Below are 26,262 nucleotides of genomic sequence, written 5' to 3'. Positions count from 1 at the left end.
CGTAACGGACGAGATTCATGGCAAACCGGCCGATCGCACCGCATCTGCAAATCTGGAAATGGGGTCCGCACATGGCGGTCTCCATCCTGCACCGCATTACCGGCGACGGGCTGGCGCTCGTCGGGCTCGGCGTGCTGCTGTGGTGGCTGGGGGCGATGGCGTCGGGACCGGTCGCCTACGCGACCTTCGCCGATTTCTTCGAGACACCCTTCGGCCTGATCGTGCTGATCGGCCTCAGCTGGGCATTCTTCACCCACATGATGAGCGGCCTGCGCCACTTCGTCCTCGATATCGGTGCGGGTTACGAACTCGACACGAACAAGACCTGGTCGATCATGGCTCCGATCATCGCCATCCTTCTCACCATCGGCCTCTGGGCCTTCATCCTGCTTCGCTGAGGACACACACCCATGGGTAACGGAACCTCCATCGGACGCGTGCGCGGGCTCGGCTCGGCGCATGAAGGCGCGCACCATTGGCTGGTGCAGCGCTTCACCGCCATCGGCAATCTCGTGCTGATGCTCTTCCTCGTGATCAGCCTTGCGATGCTGCCGAACTATTCGTTCGAGACCGTCACGGGCTGGGCCTCGCAGACGCTGCCCGCAACCGCGCTGGCGCTGCTGGTGATCTCCGTCTTCTGGCACGCGCGCCTCGGCCTGCAAGTGCTGATCGAGGATTACGTCCATGACGCCGGCAGCAAGTTCGGCGTGCTTGCCCTTCTCAACCTTGCAACCATCGGCGGCGCGGCTTTCGGCATCGTGTCCATCGCCCGCCTCGCCCTCGGAGGAGCCGCCTGATGGCCCGCACCGAAACTTTCAGCATCAACGGCCGCGAATACCCGATCACCGACCATACCTATGACGTCGTCGTCGTGGGTGCCGGCGGCAGCGGCCTGCGCGCCACCATGGGCGCCGCCGAAGCGGGCCTGAAGACCGCGAACATCTCCAAGGTCTTCCCGACCCGCTCGCACACCGTCGCGGCGCAGGGCGGCATCGCCGCCAGCCTCGGCAACAATTCGCCCGACCACTGGTCGTGGCACATGTACGATACCGTGAAGGGTTCCGACTGGCTTGGCGACCAGGACGCGATCGAATACATGGTCCGCGAAGCGCCGCAGGCGGTCTACGAGCTCGAGCATGCAGGCGTGCCCTTCAGCCGCAATGACGACGGGACGATCTACCAGCGCCCCTTCGGCGGCCACATGCAGAACATGGGCGAGGGGCCGCCGGTGCAGCGCACCTGCGCCGCAGCCGACCGTACCGGCCACGCCATGCTCCACGCGCTCTACCAGCAGAGCCTGAAGTACGATGCGGACTTCTTCATCGAATATTTCGCGCTCGACCTGATCATGAAGGACACCGCGGACGGCAAGGTCTGCGTCGGCGTGATCGCCATGTGTCTCGACGACGGGACGATCCACCGCTTCCGCGCCAAGGCGGTCGTGCTGGCGACCGGCGGCTATGGCCGCTGCTACTTCACCGCGACCAGCGCGCACACCTGCACCGGCGACGGCGGCGGCATGGTGCTGCGCGCCGGCCTGCCGCTGCAGGACATGGAATTCGTCCAGTTCCACCCGACCGGCATCTACGGCGCAGGCGTGCTCATCACCGAAGGTGCACGCGGCGAGGGCGGGTATCTCACCAACTCCGAAGGCGAGCGGTTCATGGAACGCTATGCCCCGTCGGCCAAGGACCTCGCCTCGCGCGACGTCGTATCGCGCTCGATGGCGCTGGAAATGCGCGAAGGCCGCGGCGTGGGCCCGGAAAAGGACCACATCTACCTGCACCTCGATCACATCGATCCCAAGGTGCTGGCGGCCCGCCTGCCGGGCATTACCGAAAGCGGCAAGATCTTCGCCGGTGTCGACCTGACGCGGCAACCGCTGCCGGTGACGCCGACGGTCCATTACAACATGGGCGGCATCCCCTGTAACTTCCACGGCGAGGTGATGGCGGGCGATCCCAAGGACCCGGAAAAGATCGTCCCCGGCCTGTTCGCCGTGGGCGAGGCGGCCTGCGTCTCGGTCCATGGGGCGAACCGCCTCGGGTCGAACTCGCTGATCGACCTCGTGGTGTTCGGCCGCGCGACCGGCCACCGCTTGCGTGACCTGATCAAGCCCGGCACCAGCCATGACGAGCTGCCTGCCGACAGCGCCGAACTGGCGCTGACGCGGCTCGACCATTTCCGCCATGCCGACGGCGGCACGCCCACCGCGGCGCTGCGCGCGGACATGCAGAAGACCATGACCCGCCATGCCGCCGTGTTCCGCGACAGCAAGCTGATGGCCGAAGGCGTCGAGAACCTGAAGCAGATCAACAAGCGGATGGAGGACGTGAAGGTCTTCGACCGTTCGCTGATCTGGAACAGCGACCTCATCGAGACGCTCGAGCTCGACAACCTGATGGCGCAGGCCAACGTCACCATGGCATCGGCCGAAAACCGCAAGGAAAGCCGCGGCGCCCACGCGCACGAGGACTTCCCCGACCGCAACGATGCCGAATGGATGAAGCACACCATCGCCTGGTTCGACGGCTGGGGCGGCAACGGCGGCGGCGTCCGCATCGACTACCGCCCGGTGCACGAATACACGCTCACCGACGACGTCGAGTACATCAAGCCGAAGAAGCGGGTTTACTGATGCGCCTGCGGGCCTGGACGCTCGGCGCCGCGATCGCGGCAATGGCGACCCCCGCAGCCGCTCAACTCACCCCGCCTGAGGAAGCGGTCGTCCAGTCGGTGGATGCCGGCTTCGACGACGATGTCGCGCTGCTCGAGCAGATCACGCTGATCAATTCGGGCACGCACAACCACGCAGGCGTGAAGGCCGTCGCGGACTTGCTGATGCCGGCTTTCGAAGAGCTTGGCTTTACGGTCCAGTGGATCGACCAGTCGGCTGCCGGTCGTGCCGGGCACTTGTTCGCGCGGCATATAGGCGATCCCGGGAACAAGCGCATTCTGATGATCGGCCACCTCGACACGGTGTTCGAACCCAATTCGCCATTCACCGGTTTCGTGCGCGACGGCGACAAGGCTGTCGGCCCAGGCATTCTCGACGACAAGGGCGGGGTCGTCGTGATCCTTTCGGCCCTGCGCGCAATGAAATCAGCCGGAACGCTCGAGGGGGCGAATATCGTCGTGGCGCTGACCGGTGACGAGGAAGACGCGGGCGAACCGCTCGAAGAGGCGCGGCGCGACCTGATCGAGGCAGGCAAGTGGGCGGATGTCGCGCTCGGCTTCGAAGGCTTGTCGACACTCGACGGCAAGGATGCGGGCGTGATCGCACGCAGGTCCTCGTCGGACTGGACGCTGACGACGCGTGCCGCAAGCGGGCATAGTTCGGGCATTTTCGCCGAGGGCGTCGGCTATGGAGCGATCTACGAAATGGCCCGGATCCTCGATCGCTTCCGCCAGGAGCTTCCGGAGGAGAATGCAACTTTCAACGTTGGCCTGGTGGCCGGCGGTACGCCAGCGCAACTTGGCGAGAACGGCCTGTCGGCCAGCACCGAAGGAAAGACCAATATCATTCCGTCCGTCGCGGTCGCGCGTGGGGACTTGCGCACTCTGACACCCGAGCAGGACACCCGCATAGTCGCCAAGATGCGCGAAATCGTCGCAGACCATCTCCCGGGGACGAGCGCCGAATTCGAGTTCGTTGCGGGTTATCCGCCGATGGCACCGACCGACGGAAATCGCGACCTGCTCGCCCAGCTCAATCGCATCAATGGCGATCTCGGTCTCGATGAGCAGGTCCCTTTTCCGGCTTCGCGCCGGGGTGCCGCAGATATCAGCTTCGTGGCGCCCTACCTAGACGGATTGGCCGGAATGGGCCCGGGTGGCGGCGGCAGCCACGCAGAAGGCGAATACATCGACCTGCCGACCATTGCGCGGCAGGCCAAACGCGCCGCGATCCTCGTTGGCCGACTTGCGAAACAGCCGCGCGATTAGGCTGCACAAGGGGCTCGCCTTGTCTCTCGCGGCCGTCCTGTGCGGCTGTGCCACCGTGCCTTCGGCGCCCGCTCGTGAACTGCGCGCGGCACCTTTCTACACCAAGCAGGTCACCGCGCGCGGCATTCCGATACTCTCCTCCCCCAAGGTCCGCGACGAGGCGCTGTTCGCCGCGCGGGACATGACGCGGGCGATGTTCGCGCATCGCCCGGAACTCGCGAAGTGGCTCGCGGCGAACGACTACCGCGTCGCGATCATGGCGGTGGACGAGGCGCTGCTCGACCTGCCCGAGAATGCCGACTGGAAGAAACCCGCTTTCGACGATCCGCGCCTGACGCGGTGCGAGCGCAAGCTCTATGACAGCCGCATCGGGCGGCTCTCGGACCGGCAGTACTGGGACAACCGCGCCCGCGCGATCGGGGGGGAGCGGACCGTCGGCTCGGAAGAGGACGTGCTCGGCCTGCCGGTCAGCCGCTATTACGGCGAGACGATCTTCGTCCACGAGATGGCGCATAACGTGCTCTTCGCCATCCAGGCGGTCGATCCGGCGCTCTATCGCAAGGTCGAGGCGGCCTATGCCAATGCGCTTGCGTCCGATCTCTGGCTGAACGAATACACCACCACGACCATCCAGGAATACTGGGCCGAGGGGACGCAATTCTGGTTCGATTCGAACCGCCTGCAGGCCTTCGACGGGCGCCGCATCCTCGACCACCAGGACCTCGCGGCATACGATCCGCAACTCTACGCGGCGCTGGCAGAGGCCTATGGCGACAAGCACCGGTTGAAGGGCGATCCGTTCTGGCAACACCCTGCGCGCGTGCCGCCGGGGCCGGTGCCGGAGAATACCGCCGAGGAGTGCTAGTCCGCCGGATTCTCCGCCCGGCGCGCGTCGACGATCACCACTGGTTCGGCCAGCATCTGCCCCTTCATCCAGCCTTCGCCCTTGCCGGGATCGGTCGGCATCGCGTGGATCGCCTGCACGACGTCCATCCCGTCGACGACATAGCCGAACACGGCGTAACCATTGCGCCACACGGGGTCTTCCGAAGACGGGTCGGCGTCCATCCCGGTCGCGTCCTGCAGGAAGATCGAGAAATCGCCGTTCGCACTGCCCGGCTCGCCCATCGCCATCGAGATTGCGCCCCTGGTGTGGCTGAGCCCGGTGACGGTGGTCGGCTCGTGCGGAATGCCCGGCAGCACGCGGTCGGGGTCCCATTGCGTGCCGCCCTGGATGAGGCCGTTGGGCTGCTCGCCCCAGTCGAGCGTCATCGCGCGGTAGAATACGGTGCCGTCGAAACGGTCCTCGTCGACATAGCGCAGGAAATTGGCCGCCGTGATCGGCGCGCGTTCGGTCTCGAGCGCGACGGTGATGTCGCCCGCGCTCGTCTCCAGCACCACGAGTTCGGTCTGCGGCGGAGACTCGGCCGGCGGTGCCTCCTCCTGCGCGGCGAGCGGCGAAGCGAGGAGGGCGAGGGGAGCCAGCAGGCGCGTGAATGTGGTCATTGGTCCAGAGTGATATGTCGTTGGTCGAAGGACAAGAGCCATTTGCTTCCATTCATCCCTGCGACAGGTTTACATTCGTAATCGATATGGCTACAGGCGTAATCGAAGAATTATGCCGTAGGGAGTACCACGATGGCGAAGCGCAAGGATGCGCCCGGTGACCGGATCAGCGAAGCCGAACACGCGGTGATGGAGGTGCTGTGGGAACGCAGCCCGATGACCGCGGCAGAGGTATGCGAAAAGGTCTGCGCCGAGCGCGACTGGACCATGCCCACGGTCAAGACCTTGCTCAGCCGCCTCGTGGCGAAGGAAGCGCTCGGGACGGAGCCGGTGGGGCGCAAGTTCCTCTACCGCCCGCTGATCGAGCGCGCCGACTATGTCGGGGGCGAATCGCGCCGCCTCGTCGATCGTCTCTTCGGTGGCCGTGCCGCACCGCTCTTCGCCCATCTGGCGGAAAACGAGGCACTGACCGACAAGGACCTCGACGAGATCGAAGCGCTCTTGAGGGAGATGCGCAGATGACCGAGCTTTTGCGAGAATATTGGGACTGGTTCCTGCTCGATACGCTGCTGTGGACGGGGGCGATAATCGGTTTCGTCCTGCTGGTGCGCCGACCGGTGGCGCGCTATCTCGGCGCCGGCACGGCGTATGCGTTGTGGGCCTTGCCCGCGTTTCGTCTGCTGATCCCGCCGATGACGCTGCCGGCCTGGATGGCGCCCGAGGGGGCCGAGATCGTCGCGCCCGTTGCGGAAACGACGACGACGACTATCGCGGCCCAGGATTTCACCTATTTCACGCCCGCCAGCGTCGCGCAGACCTACGCTCCGGCGACGCTGCCCGAGCCGACCGACTTCGTCACGCCGCTGGTCCTGCTGTGGCTGGCGGGCGCCATCGTGTTCCTGGTGCGCCGCTTCTGGCTTTATGGCCAGTTGCGCCGCGAACTGCTCGACGATGCGGTGCCGGTGGGGGATGTCGGCGCGATCAGGCTCGTCGAGACGCCTGCGATTTCGGGCCCGATGGCCTTCGGTGTGCTCGACAAGGTCGTGGCGCTGCCGGTCGGCTTCATGACCCGGCGCGACCGCACCGCGCGCGATCTCGCCATCGCGCACGAACTGGCGCACCACCGCGGGCACGATCTGCTCGCGAACATCCTCGTGCAGCCGCTGTTCGCCGCGCACTGGTTCAACCCGCTGGGGTACATGGGCTGGACCGCGCTGCGCCGCGACCAGGAGGCCGCCTGCGACGCGCGCGTCGTCGCCAGCCGCCCGCGCGAGGAGCGCGCCGCCTATGCCGGCGTGATCGCCGATTTTGCACGCCGTCCTCAGGCCACCATGCGCCCTGCGCTGGCGGCACCGATGGCCTGCCCGGTTTTGGGGGACAAATCCATCATCCATCGCTTGAGGAATTTGTCCATGGAAGACGTTACCCCGCGCCGCCGCATGGTTGCGCGTTCGGGCCTGGCCGCAGCTTTGTTCGCGCTGCCGATGACCGCTTCGATCTGTTACGCGAGTGCCACTGCGGCCCCGCCGGTTCCCCCGGTCGCGCCGGTGGCTCCTGTCTCGCCGCTCGCGCCAGACGTTCCGGAGCCGCCCGCAGCTCCCGACGCGCCCGAGGCCGACTGGGACAGCCAGATGGCCGACCTCGACCGCGAATTGGCGGAGGCAGATCGCGAGATTGCCCGTGCCGAGCGCGAGCTTGAACGGGAACTGGAAGACGGGCGTGTCGTGCGCGAACGCACCATCGTGCGACGCAACGGCAAGGAAGTCGAACTGACCGAAGAAGAACGCGAAGAACTCCGCGCCGAACTCAAGGCATCCATGGCCGAGTTGCGCGCCAATTTCGCCGAGAATGGCGAGGTGCGCCGCGAAATCCGCATGGCGATGGTCGAAGCGCGCGCCGAAGCCGAGGAAGCCCGCGCCGAAGCCCTGGCCGACGCCCGGGAAGCTCGTGCCGAAGCCCTGGTCTACGCTCGCGAAGCCCGCGCCGAAGCCATGGCCCACGCGCCGCGAGTCGTGATGCAGTGCCGCGACAAGGAGAACGTCGTCGCCACACAAGTCGATGCCAAGGGCCGAACCACCATGTTCGTGTGCGAGGCCAATGCCGACCGCATGGCGATGAAGTCGCTCAAGCTGGCCCGCAAGGCGATCGAGACCGACCGGAACCTGAGTGCCAGCGAGCGCGCCGAGGCGCTGCGGGCGATCGACGAGGAAATCCGCAAGCAGCCGCGCTGACAGTCTCCGCGCGCAAACGAGGGCGGCGGCCGGAGTTCCGGCGGCCGCCCTCTTGCTTGTGGGCTAGCGGATGTTGGTGATGTTGTCGCAGGCGCGATCGTCGCCGCGCAGCCCCAGGCGCAGCGCATCGCTGCGCTGCTGGCTGGTGCCGTGGGTGAAGTTCTCGCTCGACACGCGCCCGCCGGTCAGCCGGTCGTCGCCGATGGCTGCTGCCGCCTGCATGCCTTCCTCGATATCGCCGGGCTCGATCAGGTTGCGGTTCTTGCCCGCCCAGACGCCGGCATAGCAGTCCGCCTGCAATTCCATCAGCACCTGCAGCTGGTTCGCCTGCCGCGGGTTTTGCTGCTGGGCGCTGCGGATCTGGTCCGAAATGCCCGTGATCGTCTGCACATGATGGCCGTATTCATGGGCCACCACGTAATAGCGCGCGAAATCGCCGCGATTGCCGGACATCTGCGCCAGCTGGTCGTAGAAATTCACGTCGATGTAGATGCGCTGGTCCGCCGGGCAGTAGAACGGCCCCATACCGACCGAGCCGGTGCCGCACCCGGTCTGGAAGCGCTGCGCGGTCGCGAACCTGAGACCGGGCTGGCGGAACTGGTCGCCATAACCCTGTTCCTGGAAGGCGCGCTCCCAAGTGGCGTTGAGCGAGGTCAGGGCGTTGCACGTCTCGCGCGCATAATCGTTGGAAGAGCAGATCGCCTGCTCGTCCTCGTTCTGCGGCGCGGACTGGACCTGCCCCTGTTGCATGCCTTCGACGGTGGCGGCGGTCTGCATCGGATCGAGGCCGAACACGAAATAGCCGAGCGCGGCGATGATAATCGTGCCGCAACCGACCCCGCCGGCCTTGCCCATGCCGCCCCCGCCGCCGGTGGTGCCGACGTCGATCCTGCTGGTGTCGAATGGATTGAGCCGCATTGCCTTCCCCTATCTTGTCTTGTGTAACGCCCGTGTTCGGGCCAACGCATGCCCAGACAACGCCCGGAGGTCCAAATGTTTCTCGAAGGAAAACGCGCACTCGTCACCGGCTCGACCAGCGGCATCGGCCTTGCCATTGCCCGCGAGCTGGCGGCGGAGGGGGCGCAGGTCACGCTCAACGGTTTCGGCGACGAGGGCGAGATCGCGAAACTGTGCGAAGAGCTGGGTGCGACCCATTCGGGCGCGGACCTGACCGACGTGGCACAGGTCGAGGCGATGATGGCGGACGCTGGCGAGATCGACATCCTCGTCAACAATGCGGGCGTCCAGCATGTCTCCCCGGTCGAGGATTTCCCGGTCGACAAGTGGAACCTCATCATCGCGCTGAACCTGACGGCGGCGTTCCACACCACGCGCCTCGCCGTGCCGGGCATGAAGGCGAAGGGCTGGGGGCGGATCATCAACACCGCCAGCGCGCACTCCAAGGTCGCGAGCCCGTTCAAGAGCGCATACAACGCCAGCAAGCACGGGATCGCGGGTTTCACCAAGACCATCGCGCTCGAACTCGCCGAGCATGGCATCACGGCGAACTGCATCAGTCCGGGCTATGTCTGGACCCCCTTGATCGAAGGTCAGATCCCCGACACGATGAAAGCGCGCGGCCTGACCCGCGACGAGGTCATCAACGACGTGCTGCTGGTCAAGCAGGCCACCAAGAAGTTCGTCCAGCCCGAGGAAGTGGGCGCGATCGCCGCCTTCCTCTGCCGCGACGAGGCGCAAAACGTGAACGGCGCCAACTGGAGCATCGACGGCGGCTGGACGGCGGAATGATGAACGGGCTGCGTCGCATTCTTGCAGCTGTGTTCTTTTTCGGCGGGATTGCCTACGCTGGCTTCATGGCTGAAAACCTGAAAGGAGCAATCCCGGATGTTGACCGGGTCATCCTCGTGATCGGTTTTACGCTTGGGCTCTACTTCCTTGCTACGTGGATGGTGCGGCTCGGTGAGGGAGCTAATGAAGGCGGACAGGTGCAGAACTGGGAGGACCACAAATGATCGCAAGCCGGGTCATCGTCCTACGCGGTAGCGCATCGGAAGACTGGGGCGAGTTCGAGTTCCTGACCATGCCATCGCCGGCCGACCGGATCATGGTAATGCGCGACGGGGCGGAGAACTACGCGACGGTCGTGTCGGTCCACCACTATCCCCGCCCGCTGGGCAGCAGTGAACAGCCGACCGCGGAAATCCTTGCGAAGTGGACCGGATCGGGCGGGAAGCTGAGGTAGCGGCTCGTTCGGCTCGCCACTAGCGCCCGTCACAAACCGTCGTTACATGGGCCGCCACATTCCCCCGGCAGGCGATTCTCCACGTGGCAAATTTCGACATTCCCCTCGGTCTCACTTTCGACGACGTGCTGCTCGTTCCGGCAGAGAGCGACATCCTGCCGTCGATGGCGAACACCGCCACGCGGCTGACGCGCGAGATCGGACTCAATATCCCGGTCATCTCCAGCGCGATGGACACCGTGACCGAGGCGGACATGGCGATTGCCATGGCGCAGCTCGGCGGGATCGGCGTGCTCCACCGCAATTTCGAAGTGGACGAGCAGGCCGCCGCGGTGCGCGCGGTCAAGCGCTACGAAAGCGGCATGGTGGTGAACCCCATCACCATCCACCCCGATGCCACGCTGGGCGAGGCGCAGGAAATCATGGCGAAGAACCGCATCAGCGGCATTCCCGTGACCGACCGCAGCGGCAAGCTGTGCGGCATCCTGACCAATCGCGACGTCCGCTTCGCCGAGAATCCGCGCCAGCCGGTGAGCGAACTGATGACGACCGAGAACCTCGCCACCGTGCCGCTCGGCACCGGGCAGGACGAGGCGCGCCGGATGCTGCACCAGCGCCGGATCGAGAAGCTGCTGGTGGTCGACGACGGCGGCCGCTGCGTCGGCCTGATCACGGTCAAGGATATCGAAAAAGCGGTCGCCTATCCCGAAGCGACCAAGGACGACCAGGGCCGCCTGCGCGTCGCTGCCGCAACCACGGTGGGCGACAAGGGCTTCGAGCGCACCGAGGCGCTGATCGATGCGGGCGTCGACGTGGTGGTGATCGACACCGCGCACGGCCACAACAAGGACGTCGCGCGCTCGGTCGAGCGGGTGAAGAAGCTGTCGAACACCGTGCAGGTGATTGCGGGCAATGTCGCCACCGCGGAAGCCACCCGGGCGCTCATCGGCGCGGGCGCGGATGCGGTGAAAGTCGGCATCGGCCCGGGCTCGATCTGCACCACGCGCGTCGTGGCGGGCGTCGGCGTGCCGCAGCTCACCGCGATCATGGATTGCGCCGAAGCGGCGGCCAAGGACGGCGTGCCGGTGATCGGCGACGGCGGCCTGCGCACCAGCGGCGATGCGGCCAAGGCGCTTGCCGCGGGGGCATCGACCATCATGATCGGATCGATGCTCGCCGGGACCGAGGAAGCGCCGGGCGAAACCTTCATCTACCAGGGTCGCAGCTACAAGGCCTATCGCGGCATGGGCAGCGTGGGCGCGATGGCGCGCGGCAGTGCCGACCGCTATTTCCAGGCCGACGTCAGCCAGCAGAAGCTGGTGCCCGAAGGGATCGAAGGGCAGGTTCCCTACAAGGGCCCGGCCGCCGCCGTGGTCCACCAGCTCGTCGGCGGCATCAAGGCGGCCATGGGCTATACCGGTAGCGCGACGATCGATGCGCTCAAGGACGCGAAGTTCGTCCGCATCACCAATGCGGGTCTCGCCGAAAGCCATGTCCACGACGTGGCCATCACCCGCGAGGCGCCGAACTATCCGACGCGCTAGGCCCAAGGTGACAGGATGACCCCCGCCGCGCGGGTCCAGACCGCGATCGAATTGCTCGATGCCGTGATCGCCGCGGCGCGCAGCAAGGGCGCGCCTGCCGACCGCATCCTCGCCGAGTGGTTTCGCAGCAACCGCTTTGCCGGCTCGAAAGACCGCCGCGCAATCCGCGAGCTGGTGTTTGCCGCCATCCGTGCCTGCGGGCCGGTGCCGGAGACGGGCAGGGCGGCGCTGTTGCGTCTCGCCGAAGTTGATCCCGCCATCGCGCCGCTGTTCGACGGGTCGAACTACGGGCCGCAGCCGATGGGTGAGGGCGAACAGGCCGCGAAGGGCGGGACTGCGCCCGAGTGGCTGGAGCAGCGGCTGGCGGCTTCCGCCATTGCAGGGGATGAGGCGGCGGCCCTGCTGGACCGCGCGCCGCTCGATGTACGGGTCAATACGCTGAAGGCTGAACGCGCGACGCTGACGCTTCCGGTCGCGGCCGAGGCCACCGCCGCGCCGCACGGAATGCGGCTGGATGCAGGCACGCCCGTCGAGCAATGGCCCGCCTTTCGCGACGGGCTGATCGAGGTGCAGGACACAGGCTCGCAGCTGGCGTGCCTCGCAGTCGGCGCGCAGCCGGGCGAGACCGTGGTCGACCTGTGCGCCGGGGCAGGCGGCAAGACGCTCGCGCTGGCGGCGGCGATGGACAATCTGGGGCGGGTCGTCGCCTCGGACACCGACCGCAACCGCCTCTCGCGCCTTGCGCCGCGTGCCGCCCGGGCAGGCGCGACGAATATCGAGACGCTGCTGCTCAACCCGAAGCAGGAGCGCGAGGCTCTGGCGCAGTTCGCGGGCCAGGCCGACGCTGTCCTGATCGACGCGCCGTGTTCGGGTACTGGCACCTGGCGACGCAATCCCGAAGCGCGCTGGCGGCTGGACGAGGGCGAGTTGACGCGCCTGGTGAATATCCAGTCGGAATTGCTTGATATCGCATCCGAACTTGTTCGGCCCGGAGGCAGGATCGTCTACGTTACATGCTCCCTCCTCGACGAGGAAGGTGCTGGCCAGTTCGAGGCCTTCCTCGCGCGCCACGCCGATTTCGCGGCGCAGCCGATCGACCTCCCGCTCGGCCGGGCGCGCGGACAGGGCATGCGCCTGACCCCCGCGCACGACGGAACGGACGGCTTTTTCATCGCTTGTGCAGGAAGGGCGTGATACCACGCGCTCCATGGCCGATACGCCTGCCACACGACGGACATCCCCGCTGGAGACGATAATGCGCTTTGCCCCCGCTGCCGCTGCCCTTTCGCTGGCTCTCGCCATGACGGCCAGCGTCGGCTGGAGCGCCGAGCGCGAACCCGATCCGCGCGCCGCGATGCTCATTGCCGAGGGTCAGTCCGCGCTCAAGGGCGGCGACGTGCAGGCGGCGATCGACGCCTATGAAGCCGCGCTGACGGTCGATCCGGGCTACACACCACTCTACCTGCGCCTTGCCGAGGCGGCCCGCAAGGACCAGCTTCAAGGCAAGGCGATCAGCTATTACCGCGAAGTGCTCACCCGCGACCCGCGCAACTATGCCGCGATCGCGGGCGAGGGAGAGGCGCTGCTCGAGAAGGGCGCGCTGGAAAAGGCCCGCGCCAACCTCGCGCGACTGGAATCGGTCTGCGGCAAGACCTGCCCCGAAACGCAGAAGCTGGCCGCCGCGATCGCCACCGGCCCCGCGCCGCGCGTGATGACTGCCGAGGCGACTATCGCGACCGAGCAACAGCCGCAGTCGAACTGAATTTCAGACCAGCTCCCGGAACGCCTCGACCACCGCGCGGTAGACGCGTTTCTTGAACGGCACGATCAGCTCGGGAAGGTCCTCCGGGTCGGCCCATTTCCAGTCGCAGAATTCGGGCGGGTCGTGCGCCTCCAGGTCGATATCCGCGTCGCTGCCGGTGAAGCGGGCGAGGTACCAGACCTGCTCCTGCCCGCGATACTTGCCGCCCCACAGCCTGCCCATCAGCTCTTCGGGCAGGTCGTAGCGCACCGGCTCGTCCATCGCCTTGAGAATGGTGACGTGTTCGGGCTTCGCGCCGGTTTCCTCGGCCAGTTCGCGATAGGCCGCATCCTTCAGGTCCTCACCCTCGTCGACGCCGCCCTGCGGCATCTGCCACCAGTCGCCTTCCTTGTTGTCGATCCGCCGACCGACGAAGACCTTGCCGTCTTCGTTGACCAGCATCACGCCGACGCAGGGCCGGTAGGCGAGGGGGTCACTCACGAATATCGCTCCACCATCAGTTTGACCGCATCGAGGAAGGCTTCGAGGTCGCGCTGCCCGCTCGGGATGGCTTTGCGCAAGGTGGTGAAGCCGTGGATGATGCCGGGGAATTCCAGATAGACCACTTCGGTCCCCTGTTGAATCAAATGTGACGCGTATTCACGGCCTGAATCGCGGAGCGGGTCGAGTCCAGCGGTGCAGACCACGGTCGGCGGTGTATTGGCGCAATCTCCCACCATGGGCGTGTGGCGCGGGTCGTTGGCATCGCCGCCATACTGCTCGGTGAACCAGCCCATCGCTGCGGCGGTGAGCAGGAAGCCCTCGGCAAAGGCGGCGAGGCTGTGGTGCTGGGACACGTCACTCGCCACCGGGTAGATCGGCGCCTGCACGATCACGGGTACATCGGCGTGCTCGTTGACCAGCTGGTTGGTGGTGACGATGGTGAGGTTGCCCCCTGCGCTGTCGCCGGTGATGACGAGGCCGGTGATCTCGCGGCCCAAGGCGGCGGGAGAGCTGGCGACCCAGCGCGCTGCCGCCTCGCAATCGTCGGGCGCGGCAGGGAAGGTGTGCTCGGGCGCGAGGCGATAATCGACCGAGACCACCGGCAGGTCCAGATGGTGCGAAATCTCGCTGCACAGTGCGTGATAGACGTCGAGGTCGCCGATCACGAAGCCGCCGCCGTGGATGAAGATGACGCAGGGGCCCGGTTCGCGCGTTTCCTTCGTGTCGTAAAACCGCAGCGGGATTTCGCCCGCAGGCCCGGGGCAGGTCAGGTCGCGGATGACGGCCAGCTTGCGCGGCTCGCTCTCCGCCACCATGCCCAGCGCCTTCATCTGCTGGCGCCCCTCGATCGCGCCGACTTCCTCCACGCCCTTGCCGCCCATCTGCTCGAGCATGTCGAGGAAGCCGCGGACGTCTTCGCGCACAAAATGTTCGGTATCGGCCATGGTCTCTCTCTCCATTCGGTCTCTTGCGCTGCATTTCGGGACTTACGCCATTGGTGGCGCTTTTCCACCGTCGATTTTGGCGCTAGCAGAGAATCTTGATTGCGAGAGGATGGGGTGGCTCCTACGTGCGGCCTCCCGATCAGAGAGGTGCCTCAAGAGAGCGGCGCCAGACAAGGATAGACGGATGGCAACAGCCGCCACCACGCCGAAAGACGGCAATTCCGCAGCCCCCGAAGCCGTGGTCGTGCGCTTCGCCGGAGACTCCGGCGACGGGATGCAGCTGACCGGGGGGCAGTTCACCCTGTCGACCGCGCTGGCCGGCAACGACCTTGCCACCTTCCCCGACTTCCCCGCCGAGATCCGCGCGCCGCAGGGCACGCTGTTCGGCGTCTCGGCCTTCCAGATCAATTTCGGCAGCCGCGAGATTTCGACCGCCGGTGACGCGCCTGACGTGCTGGTGGCGATGAACCCGGCGGCGCTGAAGACCAACCTGCCGGCGCTCAAGCCCGGCGGGCTGGTAATCGTCGACGAAGGCGAGTTCGGCAAGCGCAACCTCGACAAGGCGAAATACGAGGTCAACCCGCTCGAAGACGACACGCTCGCCAAGTACGACGTGCTCAGGCTCGATATCTCGGCGCGCACGATCGAGGCGGTGAAGCCCTTCGGCCTCGGCAACAAGGACGCGCTGCGCTCCAAGAACATGTGGACGCTCGGCCTCGCGCTGTGGATGTTCGACCGCGACCGCAAGCCGATCCACGACTGGCTGAAGGCCAAGTTCAAGACCAAGCCCGAGATCGCCGAGGCCAACATCGCCGCGCTCGATGCGGGCCATGCCTATGGCGAGACGGCGGAACTCGCCGGGCCGCTGCGGCAAGTCCATGTCGATCCCGTGCCGACCGCGCCGGGCCTCTACCGCACGCTGACGGGGGCGGAGGGCATCGCGCTCGGCCTCGTCGCGGGCGCGCGCCTGCTGCGCCTGCCGATGTTCTTCGGCGGCTATCCGATCACGCCGGCTTCGGCGATCCTGCACCACCTCGTGCGGATGAAGGAGTTCAACGTCACCACCTTCCAGGCGGAAGACGAGATCGCCGCGATCTGCGCCGCCATCGGGGCGAGCTATGCGGGTTCGCTCGGCGTCACCTCCTCATCCGGCCCGGGCATCGCGCTGAAGACCGAAGCCATCGGTCTCGGCATCATGACCGAACTGCCGTTGGTGATCGTGAATTCGCAGCGCGGTGGCCCCTCGACCGGCCTGCCGACCAAGACCGAGCAGAGCGACCTCTACCAGGCCGTCTATGGCCGCAACGGCGACGCGCCCATGCCTGTGATCGCTGCGCGCAGCCCGGCAGATGCCTTCGAATGCGCGATCGAGGCCTGCCGCATCGCGGTGCAGTACATGACGCCCGTCATGCTGCTGACCGACGGCTATATCGCCAATGCCGCCGAACCGTGGAAGGTGCCCGATCCCGAGGCGTTCGAGCGTTTCCCGGCGGAATTCCTCACCGAGGCCAACGGGCCCGACGGCCAGCTGCTCCCCTACAAGCGCGACGAAAAGGGCGCGCGGCCGTGGATCAAGCCCGGCACGCCCGGCCTGATGCATCGCATCGGCGGGATCGAGAAGGCGGTCGACACCGGCCATATCGACTATTCGCCCCGCAACCACCAGGCGATGACCGATGCCCGCAAGGACAAGATCGAGGGCATCCGCGTGCGCGACCAGCAAGTCAGCGTCGGCACCAAGGGCGGCAAGCTCGCGGTGGTCGGCTGGGGCTCGACCTATGGCCCGATCCACCAGGCGGTGAACCGCTCGCGCCGCAAGGGGCTCGACGTCAGCCACATCCACCTGCGCCACATCTGGCCGCTGCCCGCGAACCTCGAAGAGCTGCTCAAGAGCTACGACAACGTGCTCGTGCCAGAGATGAACACGGGCCAGCTCAAGACGCTCCTGCGCGACCAGTATTTGATCGACGCGACCCCGCTGACCAAGACCAGCGGCCAGCCGTTCCAGATCGCGGAACTCGAAGCGGCCATCGCGAAGTATTTCGACGGCGTGGCCGGCAATGAGGGCGGCCAGGTGGCGGTCAACGACGAACAACTGCCCAGCCCGATTGCGGAGAACGACTGATGAACGCACCCGCTAAGATCGAAACGACGCTCAAGGACTGGGAAACCGACCAAGAGGTCCGCTGGTGCCCCGGTTGCGGGGACTATGCGATCCTCAAAGCCGTGCAGCGTACGCTGCCCAAGCTCGGCGCGGACCCGGCGAACACGGTGTTCGTCAGCGGGATCGGCTGTTCGAGCCGCTTTCCCTATTACGTCGAGAGCTACGGCTTCCACACAATCCACGGCCGTGCGCCCGCCATTGCGACCGGCGTGAAGCTCGCCAATCCGGACCTCGACGTGTGGATCGTAACCGGCGACGGCGACGGGATGAGCATCGGCGGCAACCACACGATGCATATCCTGCGGCGGAACCTGAACTGCCAGATCCTGCTGTTCAACAATGAAATCTACGGCCTCACCAAGGGCCAGGCCTCGCCCACCAGCCGTCTCGGCACGCGTTCGCCGACGACGCCTGCGGGCAGTTACGACCGCCCGGCCAAGGCCTGTGCCTTTGCCATCGGTGCGGGCGCGCGCTTCGTGGCGCGCGGGTTCGACGTGTCGAAGAAGCTGCCGGAAGTGCTCGAAGCCGCCTATCGCCACCAGGGCGCGGCTTTCGTCGAAATCTACCAGAACTGCATCGTCTACAACAAGGACGTGTTCGACGGCTTCGCCGCGCCGAAGGGCGCCGAGGACCACCAGCTATGGCTGGAAGACGGCGAGCCGATGCTGTTCGCGAACGGCACCAAGGGCATCACGCTCGACCGCGACACGCTGCAGCTGGCGATCGTCGATGTCGTCGATGGGGACTGGCAGTCGGCGGGCGTGATCGTCCACAACGTCAAGAACCGCTCGATCGCGCATATGCTGGTCGAAATCCCGTTCCCCGAATTCCCCAAGGCGCTGGGCGTCCTCTACGACGACCCGCGCCCGAGCTTCGAGGGCGAAGTGGCGGAAGAAAAGGCGCGCCTCAGCGAAGGCAAGGAACCCAACCTCGCCGCCCTGCTCGGCAAGGGCCAGAGCTGGACCGTCAACGACGACGAGGGGCATCCGGCCTGAGAGTGATCAGGCCGGGTCCTCGCCCGGCTGCTCGATCTTGCGTTGCGCCTGCAAGCGCGTGGCGATCAGGCCCATGGCCAGCGCCCAGGCGGCGCCCACGGTCCAGCCGCCGAGCACGTCGGTGGGATAATGCACGCCGAGGTACAGGCGGGTGAAGCCGATCGTCACGACCAGCAGCGCCGCGACACCGATGACGAAGATGCGCGGCTTGCGCTCCTCGAAGCTGCGCGAGATCATCACCGCGAGCGTCAGGTAGACGATCGCGCTGTTCATCGAATGGCCGCTGGGAAAGCTGAGCGAATTGACCTCTACCAGATGCGGCACGACCTCGGGCCGCGCGCGGGCGAACAGGCTCTTGAGGGCGGTCCCGAAGGCTGCCCCGCCACCCGTGGCGAGCGCGGTGTAGAGGGCCTGTTTCACCCGTCCGCGCGTCAGCAGGAAGGCGACGGCGAGGATCGATACCAGCGTCAGCACGGTAACGCCGCCCAGCGCGGTCAGGTCGCGCATGGCGGAGAGCAGCCAGTGCGGGCCGATCGGCGTGCCGAGGTCGCCGGGCGCGCGCAGCGATTTGAGGAAGGCGACATCGAAAGCCTGCGTTTCGCCCTCGGTCATCTCGCCCGCCAGCTTGATGAAGCTGGAGGCCAGCGCCGCGCCGATGACGAGGCCGAGCAGCGGACGCTGTTCGCGGTGGATGTAGGTCTTGAGGGTGGAAAGCTGCACGGCGGTTCCTTGGCGTTTGTCGGGCGATAACGCATGAACCCTGCAAGCTATCCGCAGGAGCAGCACGCTGGACAATCTCACCCATTCGCTCGTCGGCGCGCTCATCGGGCAGGCGGGGCTCAAGAAGAAAACTGGGCTCGCCATGCCCGCGCTGATCATCGGGGCGAACCTGCCCGATGTCGATGCGGCGTGCTTCTTCTGGCTCGACGGGGTGGAGCATCTCGGCTTCCGCCGCGGGATCACACACGGCCCACCGGCGCTGGTGCTGTTGCCGCTGGTGCTGGCCGGGCTGCTCTACGGCTTCGACCGCTGGCAGGCGAAGCCCGGCCAGAAACGCTTTGGGCGGCCCGAGGGGCGGTTGCCGGTCAACTTCGAATGGCTCTACCTGCTGAGCTTCATCGGCTGCCTCACGCACCCGGCGCTCGACTGGCTCAACGTCTACGGCATCCGCCTGCTGGAGCCGTTTTCGAGCCGCTGGTTCTATGGCGACACGCTGTTCATTATCGACGTATGGCTCTGGGCGTTGATGGGCTTTGCCACATGGTTCTCGCTGCGGCGCGAGAAGCGGGGCGGGGAGTGGCGCAGGCCTGCACACGTGGCGATTGCGGTGGCGCTGGCCTATATCGGGATGAATGGAGCGATCACCAAAATCGCTGAGGTCACCGGCCCGCAAATTTCGGGCTACAGAACGATCGAAAGTCCGTTACCGCTGACTTCGTGGCAAAGAGAAACTCTGACGCAAAAAGCAGACGGGCAATGGTGGATCGAGCGAGACTTGGTCGGTGAATGTGCGCTCGATCCGATAAGGAAAATTCCGCGAGGCAATCGCGATTTGGCAGCCTTCCTCTTCTGGTCCCGCGCGCCCTTTGCCGAGCGGGCGCCCGATGGCTCCGTCCTCCTCCGCGATGCGCGCTTCTATGACCCGCGCGCCCGCGACCGCTTCACCGTCGCGCTGCCCGATGTGAAATGCGAGGAACTTCCCGCGCGCTAGCCCCGTTTGCCTCGCAAAGGGGATCCCATGACTTCACCACAGATCGTCTGGCTGCGGCGCGATTTGCGCATGGCGGACCAGTCTGCGCTCCATGCCGCGGCGAAGGCCGGGCCGGTCATCCCGGTCTATGTGCTCGACGATGACCGCGCGGGAGACCATGCCTATGGCGGCGCCTCGCGCTGGTGGCTGCACCATTCGCTCGAAAGCCTCGGCGCATCGCTCGGCGCGCGCCATTCGCGGATCGTGCTGCGCAAGGGCGATGCGCCGCAAATCCTCGCTGCCATCGCCGACGAGACGGGCGCGAGCTGCATCCACGCCATCCGCCACTACGAACCCTGGTGGAAAGAGGCGGAGGACGAGCTGCGCGACGCGCTCGGTAGCGACCGCGAGCTGTGCCTCTACGATGGCAATTACCTGATGCCGCCGGGCAGCGTGACGACCGGTAGTGGCGATCCCTACAAGATCTACACCCCCTTCTCGAAATCCATGCTCGAGTGCATGCCCCCGCGCGACGTGCTGGGCGAGCCGGAGACGATCTCCTCGCCGGATAGCTGGCCCGAGAGCGACGATCTCGACGACTGGGCGCTGCTCCCGACGAAGCCCGACTGGGCCGGCGGCTTCCGCGAGTTCTGGGAGGTGGGCGAGGCCGCCGCTCACGACCGCCTCCACTGGTGGACCGATCGCGTCGCGGACTATGACGAAGGCCGCAACCTACCCTCGGAGGATATCACCTCGCGCCTTTCGCCGCACCTCCACTGGGGCGAGATCAGCCCGGCACAGGTCTGGCACAAGCTCAAGGACAAGCGCAGCGACGGGTGGCGCACTTTCGCCAAGGAGATCATCTGGCGCGACTATGCCCAGAACGTGATCGACCAGTTCCCCGACTATCCGCGCGAAAGCTATCGCGAATACGACGAGCGCAAGCTGTGGCGGAACCCCGATGCCGGGCATTTGATCCGCGCAGACCTCGAATGCTGGCAGAGGGGCATGACCGGCTACCCCATCGTCGATGCCGGCATGCGGCAGTTGTGGCAGACCGGCTGGATGCACAACCGCGTGCGGATGATCTGCGCGAGCTTCCTCGTGAAGCACCTGCTGATCGACTGGCGCTTCGGCGAACAGTGGTACTGGGACACGCTGGTCGATGCCGATTACGGCAATAACGGCGTCAACTGGCAGTGGATCAGCGGCACCGGCGTCGACAGCAACATGTTCGTGCGGATCATGGCACCCCTGACGCAGAGCGAGAAGTTCGACGCGGCGGACTATATCCGCGAATATGTGCCCGAGCTGGCAAAGCTGCCCGACGCGCAGATCCACGACCCGCCCGACGACAAGCGGGGCAAGTATCCGAAGAAGATGATCGGCCACAAGGAAGCGCGCGAACGGGCGCTGGAAGCGTATAAATCCGCCAAGGGGTAGCTTGCGAAGTGGGGCGCGCCACGCAATAGCGGCAGCGATGGACATGCCGACGACCCCGCCGCGCGGACGCGACCTTATCGAAGGCGCGCAGCGCTTTGCCCGCAAGCCGGGCCTGTTCGCGCGGATGATCGCGCCGGGGGTCGAAAAGATTCTCGACCGGATCGATGCGGCGATGGTCTCGGGCACGATCCACGGCACGCTGCCCGACGGCACTCCCAGGGTTCTGGGTGGGCGGGCGCCGGGCTTCGAATGCACGGTCGAGCTGCGCAGCTACAACGCGCTGCTGCGGCTCGCCAGCAACGGCTCGGTCGGCTGGTACCAGGCGTGGGAGGCGGGCGAGTGGTGGAGCCCCGAACCGGTGCCGCTCTTTGCACTGTTCGTGCAGCACGCCGAGCATCTCGGCGACACGGCGCGCGCCAAGGGCCCGTTCCGCCACGCGCTGAAGCTGGCGCATGTCTTCAACCGCAACACGCATGAGGGCGCGCAGAAGAACATCAGCGCGCATTACGACCTCGGCAACGATTTCTACGCCCAGTGGCTCGATCCGACGATGAGCTATTCCTCGGGCCTTGGCGTCACGGCGGACGGGCTGGAGGCGGCGCAGCACCGCAAGTGGGACGCGTTGGCGTCACGCATCGGCCCTGCCGCCACGGTGCTTGAGATCGGCTGCGGCTGGGGCGCGCTCGCGAACGATCTGGCATCGCGAGGCAGTGACGTCACCGCGATCAGCCTCTCCGACGAGCAGCTCGACTGGGCGAGGGCACACCACAGTGACGCCATCGATTTCCGCAAGCAGGACTATCGCGACACGATCGGACAGTTTGACGCCATCGTGTCGGTCGAGATGGTCGAGGCGCTGGGCCGCGAATATTGGCCGACCTTCATGGATTGCATTGCGCGGAATCTGAAGCCGGGCGGGCGCGCGGCGATCCAGTACATCTCACTGCGCGACGAAATGTTCGACGCCTATGCCGCCAGCGCGGACTTCATCCAGGCCTATATCTTCCCCGGCGGCCTGCTAATCCGCACGAGCGAATTCCGCAAGCTCGCCGAAGAGCGGGGCCTTGCGTGGCAGGACCAGCACGATTTCGGGCTCGACTATGCCGAGACGCTGAAAATCTGGCGTCAGAACTTCGATGCGGCGGAGCGCGAGGGACGCCTGCCCGACGGCTTCGACGCGCGGTTCTGCGATCTGTGGCGCTTCTACCTGCGCTATTGCGAGGGGGGCTTTCGCGCCGGCGGGATCGATGTGCACCAGGTCACGCTGGTGAAAGAGGGAGAGAGATGATGCGGCTACTTCTGGCTTCGACGCTGGCGATTGCGCTGGCAGGCTGTGCGACGACCTATGACACGGCGCCGGTGGCCTCGGCGCCCGCCGTGACCCAGAGCACACCCGAGCAGATGGCGAGCATGGAGCCGGGCGACTCGATCCTGTTCTGGAGCGACGAGCGTCGTTCGGCCGCCTTCCGCGACATGGAAGGGCTGTTCCCCGGTCTTGAGGTAGCCCCGGCGAACGATCCGCGCGAATTGCGCCGCGGTCCGCCGCTCTCGCGCGATGTGCAGGTCGCGATCCGCGATTTCATGGCAAAGACCAGCGCGGCGGGCGTGATGGTCCTCGATGACGGCGCGGTCCGGTTCGAGGAATACGGCCTCGGCCTGATGCCGCAGGATCGCTGGACCAGCTTTTCGGTGGCCAAGAGCTTCACCTCGACCCTGCTCGGCGCTGCCATTGCGGACGGTGCGATCGCGAGTGTCGACACGCCCGTTACCGACATCATCCCCGCGCTGGCGGGAACGGCGTATGACGGCGTCACCGTCGGCCAGGTTGCGTCGATGACATCGGGCGTGGCGTGGAACGAGGACTACACCGATCCCAAGAGCGACGTGGCTCAGATGCTGGCCATCGCGCCGGTTGCAGGAGAGTCGCAGGTCGTGACCTACGCCCGCACGCTGAAACGCGAGGCCCCCGCGGGCGAGAAGTGGGTCTACAAAACGCTCGAGACCAACCTCCTTGGCCTGATCGTCGAACAGGCGACCGGCAAGTCGCTGGCAGCCTATGCGGCGGAGAAGATCGTCGAGCCGGCAGGCTTCGAAGGCGGGCTGTTCTGGATGCAGGACCTTACCGGCGGCAATATCGGCGGCTGCTGCCTCTCGCTGCGCCTGTCGGACTATGCGCGCATGGGCCAGTTCGCGCTCGAGGGCGGGAAGGGCACCGTACCCGACGGCTGGTTCGCCAAGGCCGGATCGCCGCTGGTGGACTTCGGCGCCGATGCCCCGGGCTTCGGCTATGGCTACCAGTGGTGGACCTATCCCGGCTCCTATGGCGCGCAGGGCATCTTCGGGCAGGCGATAACCATCGTGCCCGACAGCAATCTGGTCGTGGCGGTGGTCAGCAACTGGCCCACCGCGACGAGCACTGCCAACCGAGCGGGTTTCCGCGATATGGTCGGCAAGATCGCGGCGGACGTCGACTAGAACGAGTGGTGGCGGCGTCCGCTGGGGGCACCGCCACCGGCAACGAACACTCCGGACACGGTTCAGGCCGGACCCGGAGGTCGCTGCCAAGGCGTCGGTGTGGTTGCCTTACCCGAAAGGCCGGGAACGTGGCCCTAGTAGGGGCGGTAATTGCCCGCGCCCGTGTACCGGGCGATAATGTTGTCGTGAACGATCGGCGAAAGCAGTTCGTTGAAGGCGCAGCCGACCATGCAGTTTTCCCACCACACGACCTGCGCCTGGAGCGATTCCAGGCCGGGCAGGGTCAGCCAGCACATCTGGCCTTCGTGCATGCGGTTGATCGCCGCGGCGGAAAAGCCCGAGATCGAAAGGTCGTGGACCACGGTCTGGAAGGCCCGGCCGCCCGAGGCGCGCAGCTGCCCCGGGATCGTCAGCTTGGTCCGCGGCGCGCAGCGGTCTTCCTGCGCTGCGACCAGATAGCGGTCCTGCTGGGTCTGGTAGGTCATGTGGGGCCCTTCCGTATCGAATTTCCGGCTCATAATTCACACCTCGCGCAGTCGCGTGGGTATTTGACGGAATCTCGACCTTCGGGGTTACCAAAAGGTTAAATCGGCAGGTTAATTCAACCTTCCACACGCTCTCGGTGGAAGCCCTCGAAATCGTTAACAAGCAGCTTGACGAGCCTATTTGCGACAACATCGGGCGATTTTACCGTCTTCGGGTCCTCGCCGGGATAGGCCTTGGCGCGCATGTCGGTCCGAGTCGCACCGGGATCGATCAGGGCCACGCGGACCTTTGACACCTTCTCGATCTCGGCGGCGTAGCAGGCGAGGAGGTTGTCGAAGGCAGCCTTGGTCGCGCCATAGGCGGCCCAGTAGGCACGCGGGCTGGCGCCCACGCTGCTGGTGAGGCCGAGCACACGGCCGGCATCGGCGCGCTTCAGCAGCGGGTCGAAATTGGCGAGCAACGCCTGCGTCGCCAGCACATTGACCGTGATCGCCTGGCTGAGCTGTTTACCGTCGATCTGCGTGACCGGCGTGAGGGTCGGCAGATAAGCCGCTGAAATAACTAGCGCATCGAGCTTGTCCCAGCGGCCGGCCACCGCCGAAGCGAGCCGGGCGATACCGTCGGCTTCGGCAAGGTCGACGGGCGCAATTGTCGACTGCCCGCCGGCATCGTGGATCGCATCCTCGACCGTCTCGAGACCACGCACGTCGCGCGCGGTCAGCACCACATGCGCGCCTGCTGCAGCCAGCGCCTTGGCGGTCGCGGCACCGATCCCCTTGCTCGCCCCGGTGACGAGCGCGAGCCGGCCTTCCAGCGGCGTGTCGCTCATTCCGCAGCCTCGACCGGCAGGGCCAGCTGCTGCTGCTTGTCCTCGCGGCGGGCGAGATCGGTGAGCGCGGTGGGATAGTCGCCGGTGAAACAGGCGTCGCAGAATTGCGGGCACTTGGCGTTGCGCGGCTTCTCGCCGACGGCGCGGTAGAGCCCGTCGATCGAGACAAATGCGAGGCTGTCGGCCTTGATGAACTGGCGCATCGGCTCGACGTCCATGCGGGCCGCGAGCAGCTTGCTGCGCTCGGGCGTGTCGACGCCGTAGAAGCAGCTATGCGCGGTCGGCGGGCTGGCGACGCGGAAGTGGACTTCGACGGCGCCCGCATCGCGCATCATCTCGACGATCTGGAGCGAGGTGGTGCCGCGCACGATCGAATCGTCGATCAGCACGATCCGCTTGCCTTCCACGAGCGCCCGGTTGGCGTTGTGCTTGCGCTTCACGCCAGCGTGGCGTGCGCCGTCGCTCGGCTGGATGAAGGTGCGTCCGACATAGTGCGAGCGGATGATGCCGAGCTCGAAGGGAATGCCCGATTCCTGCGCATAGCCGATCGCGGCAGGTACGCCGCTGTCGGGGACGGGGATGACGAGATCCGCCTCGACCGGTTTCTCGCGCGCGAGTTCCGCGCCGATGGCCTTGCGCGCTTCGTAGATGCTGCGCCCGTCGAACACCGAATCCGGGCGGCTGAAATAGACATGCTCGAAGATGCAGGGGCGCGCTGCATGGGTGCCGAAGGGGTGGAGCGAGTCCACATTGCCGTCGAAATCGACCTTGATCACTTCGCCCGGTTCGACCTGGCGGACGAATTCCGCGCCGACCACGTCGAAGGCCACCGTTTCGGAAGCGAAGACGGTCGCATCGCCGATGCGGCCCATCTGCAAGGGACGGATGCCGAGCGGGTCGCGGCAGGCGATCATCCCCTCGGGCGTCATCACGATCAGCGCATAGGCGCCTTCGAGCAGGCGCAGCGCGTCGATCAGCCGGTCCATGATCGTGGGATAGCGGCTGGTGGCGACGAGGTGGATGATCACCTCGGTGTCGCTGGTCGACTGGAAGATCGAACCGCGCCGCACAAGGTCCTCGCGCAGCATGCCCGCGTTCGAGATATTGCCGTTGTGCGCCACAGCGAAGCCGCCGCTGGCGAGGTCGGCGTAAAGCGGCTGCACGTTGCGCAGGCCCGCGCCGCCGGTGGTCGAATAGCGGACATGGCCCGCCGCCATCGTGCCGGGCAGTTCGGCGATCGCTTCCTGCGTCGAGAAATTTTCCGCCACATGGCCGAGGCCGCGGCGGGTAAAGAACTCGGCCCCGTCGAAACTGGTGATGCCCGCAGCCTCCTGGCCGCGGTGCTGCAGCGCGTGGAGGCCGAGCGCGGTCGCCGCGGCGGCATCGGCGGCGTTGATCGCGCCGAACACGCCGCACTCTTCGCGCAGCTTGTCGCCATCCTCGTCAAGAAACGGGTGGGTAAGGTTCATCGAGGGGCCTGTCCGCGCCAGCAATGGGGATGCGCGCCCCAATGGCGATGTTACGGCCCGATTACAAGGGCGGTGAGACGAGCGGTCCCCGAT

27 protein-coding genes are annotated in these 26,262 nt (G+C 66.3%); 19 read left to right on the top strand and 8 right to left on the bottom strand.

Going from position 1 to position 26,262, the window contains the following annotated elements; translation table 11 throughout:
* The first annotated feature begins 17 nt into the window (after window positions 1–17).
* The 5 genes from sdhC to K3172_RS10460 are packed head-to-tail and all read left to right on the top strand — an operon-like array spanning window position 18 to window position 4,810.
* Window positions 18–398 carry a succinate dehydrogenase, cytochrome b556 subunit gene (gene sdhC / locus K3172_RS10480; protein WP_221589803.1) on the top strand — a complete coding sequence of 127 codons (381 nt, stop codon included), beginning with the start codon at window positions 18–20 and terminating at the stop codon, window positions 396–398.
* Window positions 399–410: 12 nt separating this feature from the next.
* On the top strand, window positions 411–797 hold the full coding sequence (gene sdhD / locus K3172_RS10475; protein WP_221589801.1) for a succinate dehydrogenase, hydrophobic membrane anchor protein: 387 nt from the start codon (window positions 411–413) through the stop codon (window positions 795–797).
* Window positions 797–2,638, top strand: a complete 1,842-nt coding sequence (sdhA, locus tag K3172_RS10470; RefSeq protein WP_221589799.1) for a succinate dehydrogenase flavoprotein subunit — start codon at window positions 797–799, stop codon at window positions 2,636–2,638. The genes sdhD and sdhA overlap by 1 nt, the downstream gene beginning before the upstream one ends.
* Complete coding sequence (locus K3172_RS10465; RefSeq protein ID WP_221589797.1) at window positions 2,638–3,945, top strand: M20/M25/M40 family metallo-hydrolase; 1,308 nt, start codon at window positions 2,638–2,640, stop codon at window positions 3,943–3,945. Before sdhA ends, K3172_RS10465 begins: the two co-directional genes overlap by 1 nt.
* 19 nt (window positions 3,946–3,964) lie before the next feature.
* Entirely contained in the window at window positions 3,965–4,810 is an 846-nt protein-coding gene (locus K3172_RS10460; RefSeq protein WP_247718137.1) for a glycoside hydrolase, read from the top strand.
* Here the strand turns inward: K3172_RS10460 and K3172_RS10455 are convergent.
* Entirely contained in the window at window positions 4,807–5,451 is a 645-nt protein-coding gene (locus tag K3172_RS10455) for a peptidylprolyl isomerase (protein WP_221589795.1), read from the bottom strand. The genes K3172_RS10460 and K3172_RS10455 overlap by 4 nt on opposite strands.
* Before the next feature lie 132 nt (window positions 5,452–5,583).
* On the opposite strand from K3172_RS10455, the gene K3172_RS10450 reads away from it, so the two are divergent.
* Entirely contained in the window at window positions 5,584–5,973 is a 390-nt protein-coding gene (locus K3172_RS10450) for a BlaI/MecI/CopY family transcriptional regulator (RefSeq protein ID WP_221589793.1), read from the top strand.
* The gene (locus tag K3172_RS10445) at window positions 5,970–7,682 is read left to right on the top strand and encodes a M56 family metallopeptidase (protein WP_221589790.1); all 1,713 of its coding nucleotides are present in this window, start codon (window positions 5,970–5,972) and stop codon (window positions 7,680–7,682) included. The genes K3172_RS10450 and K3172_RS10445 overlap by 4 nt, the downstream gene beginning before the upstream one ends.
* Before the next feature lie 63 nt (window positions 7,683–7,745).
* Here K3172_RS10445 and ypfJ read toward each other — a convergent pair whose 3' ends face one another.
* Window positions 7,746–8,600, bottom strand: a complete 855-nt coding sequence (ypfJ, locus tag K3172_RS10440; RefSeq protein WP_221589788.1) for a KPN_02809 family neutral zinc metallopeptidase — start codon at window positions 8,598–8,600, stop codon at window positions 7,746–7,748.
* A gap of 75 nt (window positions 8,601–8,675) precedes the next feature.
* Between ypfJ and K3172_RS10435 the strand changes: the two genes are divergently transcribed.
* The 6 genes from K3172_RS10435 to K3172_RS10410 all read left to right on the top strand — a co-directional run bounded on the left by K3172_RS10435 (window position 8,676) and on the right by K3172_RS10410 (window position 13,191).
* Window positions 8,676–9,431 (top strand): 3-hydroxybutyrate dehydrogenase, encoded by a 756-nt coding sequence (locus K3172_RS10435; protein ID WP_221589786.1) that lies wholly within the window; start codon window positions 8,676–8,678, stop codon window positions 9,429–9,431.
* A complete protein-coding gene (locus tag K3172_RS10430; protein WP_221589784.1) occupies window positions 9,428–9,655 on the top strand; it encodes a hypothetical protein in 228 nt (75 codons plus the stop codon). Before K3172_RS10435 ends, K3172_RS10430 begins: the two co-directional genes overlap by 4 nt.
* Window positions 9,652–9,885, top strand: coding sequence for a hypothetical protein (locus tag K3172_RS10425; RefSeq protein WP_221589783.1), 234 nt, complete (start codon window positions 9,652–9,654; stop codon window positions 9,883–9,885). Before K3172_RS10430 ends, K3172_RS10425 begins: the two co-directional genes overlap by 4 nt.
* Before the next feature lie 83 nt (window positions 9,886–9,968).
* Entirely contained in the window at window positions 9,969–11,429 is a 1,461-nt protein-coding gene (guaB, locus tag K3172_RS10420; protein ID WP_221589781.1) for an IMP dehydrogenase, read from the top strand.
* A 15-nt stretch (window positions 11,430–11,444) separates the two neighbouring features.
* Window positions 11,445–12,623, top strand: a complete 1,179-nt coding sequence (locus K3172_RS10415; RefSeq protein WP_221589779.1) for an RsmB/NOP family class I SAM-dependent RNA methyltransferase — start codon at window positions 11,445–11,447, stop codon at window positions 12,621–12,623.
* 61 nt (window positions 12,624–12,684) lie between these two features.
* Entirely contained in the window at window positions 12,685–13,191 is a 507-nt protein-coding gene (locus K3172_RS10410; protein ID WP_221589777.1) for a tetratricopeptide repeat protein, read from the top strand.
* Between the two features lie 3 nt (window positions 13,192–13,194).
* On the opposite strand, the gene K3172_RS10405 is transcribed toward K3172_RS10410, so the two are convergent.
* Both K3172_RS10405 and K3172_RS10400 read right to left on the bottom strand, forming a co-directional pair.
* Window positions 13,195–13,632, bottom strand: coding sequence for an RNA pyrophosphohydrolase (locus tag K3172_RS10405; RefSeq protein WP_247718203.1), 438 nt, complete (start codon window positions 13,630–13,632; stop codon window positions 13,195–13,197).
* Window positions 13,633–13,667: 35 nt separating this feature from the next.
* A complete protein-coding gene (locus K3172_RS10400; protein WP_247718136.1) occupies window positions 13,668–14,633 on the bottom strand; it encodes an alpha/beta hydrolase in 966 nt (321 codons plus the stop codon).
* 169 nt (window positions 14,634–14,802) lie between these two features.
* On the opposite strand from K3172_RS10400, the gene K3172_RS10395 reads away from it, so the two are divergent.
* A complete protein-coding gene (locus K3172_RS10395) occupies window positions 14,803–16,743 on the top strand; it encodes a 2-oxoacid:acceptor oxidoreductase subunit alpha (protein ID WP_221589773.1) in 1,941 nt (646 codons plus the stop codon).
* Entirely contained in the window at window positions 16,743–17,777 is a 1,035-nt protein-coding gene (locus K3172_RS10390; protein ID WP_221589771.1) for a 2-oxoacid:ferredoxin oxidoreductase subunit beta, read from the top strand. The genes K3172_RS10395 and K3172_RS10390 overlap by 1 nt, the downstream gene beginning before the upstream one ends.
* Window positions 17,778–17,783: 6 nt before the next feature.
* Here K3172_RS10390 and K3172_RS10385 read toward each other — a convergent pair whose 3' ends face one another.
* The gene (locus tag K3172_RS10385; protein WP_221589769.1) at window positions 17,784–18,497 is read right to left on the bottom strand and encodes a phosphatase PAP2 family protein; all 714 of its coding nucleotides are present in this window, start codon (window positions 18,495–18,497) and stop codon (window positions 17,784–17,786) included.
* A 67-nt stretch (window positions 18,498–18,564) separates the two neighbouring features.
* Between K3172_RS10385 and K3172_RS10380 the strand changes: the two genes are divergently transcribed.
* The 4 genes from K3172_RS10380 to K3172_RS10365 are packed head-to-tail and all read left to right on the top strand — an operon-like array spanning window position 18,565 to window position 23,385.
* Window positions 18,565–19,488 carry a metal-dependent hydrolase gene (locus K3172_RS10380; RefSeq protein ID WP_221591110.1) on the top strand — a complete coding sequence of 308 codons (924 nt, stop codon included), beginning with the start codon at window positions 18,565–18,567 and terminating at the stop codon, window positions 19,486–19,488.
* Window positions 19,489–19,515: 27 nt separating this feature from the next.
* Window positions 19,516–20,910 carry a cryptochrome/photolyase family protein gene (locus tag K3172_RS10375; protein ID WP_221589767.1) on the top strand — a complete coding sequence of 465 codons (1,395 nt, stop codon included), beginning with the start codon at window positions 19,516–19,518 and terminating at the stop codon, window positions 20,908–20,910.
* Window positions 20,911–20,947: 37 nt separating this feature from the next.
* On the top strand, window positions 20,948–22,198 hold the full coding sequence (locus K3172_RS10370; protein ID WP_221589765.1) for an SAM-dependent methyltransferase: 1,251 nt from the start codon (window positions 20,948–20,950) through the stop codon (window positions 22,196–22,198).
* The gene (locus K3172_RS10365) at window positions 22,195–23,385 is read left to right on the top strand and encodes a serine hydrolase domain-containing protein (RefSeq protein WP_221589763.1); all 1,191 of its coding nucleotides are present in this window, start codon (window positions 22,195–22,197) and stop codon (window positions 23,383–23,385) included. Before K3172_RS10370 ends, K3172_RS10365 begins: the two co-directional genes overlap by 4 nt.
* Window positions 23,386–23,519: 134 nt before the next feature.
* Here the strand turns inward: K3172_RS10365 and K3172_RS10360 are convergent, their stop codons facing one another.
* The 3 genes from K3172_RS10360 to purF form a co-directional block, all read right to left on the bottom strand.
* The gene (locus K3172_RS10360; RefSeq protein ID WP_221589761.1) at window positions 23,520–23,870 is read right to left on the bottom strand and encodes a PilZ domain-containing protein; all 351 of its coding nucleotides are present in this window, start codon (window positions 23,868–23,870) and stop codon (window positions 23,520–23,522) included.
* A gap of 116 nt (window positions 23,871–23,986) precedes the next feature.
* On the bottom strand, window positions 23,987–24,700 hold the full coding sequence (locus K3172_RS10355; RefSeq protein WP_221589759.1) for an SDR family NAD(P)-dependent oxidoreductase: 714 nt from the start codon (window positions 24,698–24,700) through the stop codon (window positions 23,987–23,989).
* Window positions 24,697–26,169, bottom strand: a complete 1,473-nt coding sequence (gene purF, locus K3172_RS10350) for an amidophosphoribosyltransferase (protein WP_221589758.1) — start codon at window positions 26,167–26,169, stop codon at window positions 24,697–24,699. Before purF ends, K3172_RS10355 begins: the two co-directional genes overlap by 4 nt.
* Window positions 26,170–26,262: the final 93 nt, after the last annotated feature.

It is taken from the genome of Qipengyuania proteolytica (assembly GCF_019711565.1).
Taxonomy (GTDB): Bacteria; Pseudomonadota; Alphaproteobacteria; order Sphingomonadales; family Sphingomonadaceae; genus Qipengyuania; species Qipengyuania proteolytica.
This window is presented reverse-complemented; position numbering and strand designations above follow the sequence as displayed.